Annotated in this window: 1 rRNA gene (only partly in view); it reads right to left on the bottom strand. The window is 56.4% G+C overall.

The features are described 5' to 3' along the window. Positions 1-54: 54 nt before the first annotated feature. Positions 55-1,572: ribosomal RNA gene (locus AW272_RS40085) — 23S ribosomal RNA — on the bottom strand; it runs 2,260 nt beyond the window's last position.

Consider the following 1,572-nt stretch of genomic DNA (forward strand, 5'->3'; position numbering starts at 1 on the left):
GGGCTCCGAACCGCTGATTGTGGTTCGAGAGTTGCATAGTCGACGCGAACAAATATGGTCAAGTCCTCGGCCTATTAGTACCGGTCAGCTCCACACGTTACCGCGCTTCCACTCCCGGCCTATCAACCCGGTCGTCTACCGGGGGCCTTACCCCACTTCTGGGTGGGAGACCTCATCTCAAGACGAGCTTCCCGCTTAGATGCTTTCAGCGGTTATCCCTTCCGAACGTAGCCAACCAGCCATGCTCCTGGCGGAACAACTGGCACACCAGAGGTTCGTCCGTCCCGGTCCTCTCGTACTAGGGACAGCCTCTTTCAAGTCTCCTGCGCGCGCAGCGGATAGGGACCGAACTGTCTCGCGACGTTCTAAACCCAGCTCGCGTACCGCTTTAATGGGCGAACAGCCCAACCCTTGGGACCTACTCCAGCCCCAGGATGCGACGAGCCGACATCGAGGTGCCAAACCATCCCGTCGATATGGACTCTTGGGGAAGATCAGCCTGTTATCCCCGGGGTACCTTTTAGCCGTTGAGCGACACCACTTCCACACGTCGGTGCCGGATCACTAGTCCCAGCTTTCGCTCCTGCTCGACCCGTCGGTCTCACAGTCAAGCTCCCTTGTGCACTTACACTCGACACCTGATTGCCAACCAGGCTGAGGGAACCTTTGGGCGCCTCCGTTACTCTTTAGGAGGCAACCGCCCCAGTTAAACTACCCACCAGACACTGTCCCCCACCCGGATTCACGGGCGCGGGTTAGACATCCAAAACGATCAGAGTGGTATTTCACCAATGACTCCACCATCACTAGCGTGACAGCTTCCCAGTCTCCCACCTATCCTACACAAACCGTTCCAAACACCAATGTCAAGCTGTAGTGAAGGTCCCGGGGTCTTTCCGTCCTGCTGCGCGAAACGAGCATCTTTACTCGTAGTGCAATTTCACCGGGTCTGTGGTTGAGACAGCGGGGAAGTCGTTACGCCATTCGTGCAGGTCGGAACTTACCCGACAAGGAATTTCGCTACCTTAGGATGGTTATAGTTACCACCGCCGTTTACTGGCGCTTAAGTTCTCACCTTCGCTCAATTACTTGAGCTAAGCGGTCCCCTTAACGTTCCAGCACCGGGCAGGCGTCAGTCCGTATACATCGTCTTACGACTTAGCACGGACCTGTGTTTTTAGTAAACAGTCGCTTCCCCCTGGCCACTGCGACCCCCACCAGCTCAGAGTGCAAGACTCATCACCAGCAGAGGCCCCCCTTCTCCCGAAGTTACGGGGGCAATTTGCCGAGTTCCTTAACCACAGTTCACCCGAACGCCTTAGTATTCTCTACCTGACCACCTGAGTCGGTTTAGGGTACGGGCCGCCACAACACTCACTAGAGGCTTTTCTTGGCAGCATAGGATCACCCACTTCGCCACAATCGGCTCGGCATCACACCTCAGGATATATGAGAGACGGATTTGCCTATCTCTCTCCCTACATGCTTACCCCGGGACAACCGTCGCCCGGGATGGGCTACCTTCCTGCGTCACCCCATCGCTTACCTACTACCAGCTCAGGTCCAGCGTTC

The organism is Herbidospora mongoliensis, assembly GCF_001570545.1.
Classification (GTDB): domain Bacteria; phylum Actinomycetota; class Actinomycetes; order Streptosporangiales; family Streptosporangiaceae; genus Herbidospora; species Herbidospora mongoliensis.